General features: G+C 26.8%; 1 protein-coding gene. It reads left to right on the top strand.

Annotated features, from left to right (window positions below):
- Window positions 1-58 precede the first annotated feature (58 nt).
- Window positions 59-704 (top strand): hypothetical protein (locus Z053_RS29585; RefSeq protein WP_152538412.1); only part of this gene is annotated, 646 nt, incomplete at its 3' end.

The raw sequence follows: 704 nt of genomic DNA, 5'->3' as shown, positions 1-704 counted from the left end.
AGAAATCAGAATGCCTTTTCAAAAGAGATATTGATGAGGTTTTATAATCATGTATAAATTGACTAAAATAAAAAAACTATATAAACAACTTATAAATACAGGTATCTATCAAGATAATAAGATAGAGCACAAAAGAATACGATTATTAAATGCTTTTTGTTTAACATGGTTTGTGTTTCTTATTTTTTTTACAGCTTTTGACTATTTTTTTGCAGAAACTTTAATAGAAGGATTAAAGGTGCGTTTCTTTTCTTTTATTACAATAGTAAGTATAGTTTTCTTGCAAAAGCATAAAAAACTTTTATTAGCACGTATCTTATTTATCTTGGTGCTCATTTTTGTCATATTTGTTTTTGCAAACTTTGTAGAGTCTTCTATTTTGATGGAGAATTTTTACTTCTTATGTCCCTTGATAGCTCTTGTGTTAATTGATAATAAGTGGATAACATTACTAATTATGGTACTTTGTTGGGGGTTATATTACATCCCTTTTGTAATAACCACAGGTCTGTATCCAGAGAAAACGATGAATCCTATTTTGATATTATCCATTTTTGTTGCGAGTTATGTTATATTAAATTATTCGCAATCTTTAAATAGGAAAAAGGAAATTGAATTAAAAAAGAACAAACAAGATCTTGAAGCGGCTTACAAAGAATTAGAACTAAGTAAAAAGAATGAGTTGGCATTTTTACAATTGAAGT

Source organism: Aquimarina megaterium XH134, assembly GCF_000520975.1.
GTDB classification, from domain to species: Bacteria; Bacteroidota; Bacteroidia; order Flavobacteriales; family Flavobacteriaceae; genus Aquimarina; species Aquimarina megaterium.
Note: the sequence above shows the minus strand (reverse complement) of the source record. Positions and strands in the feature narration are given on the sequence as shown.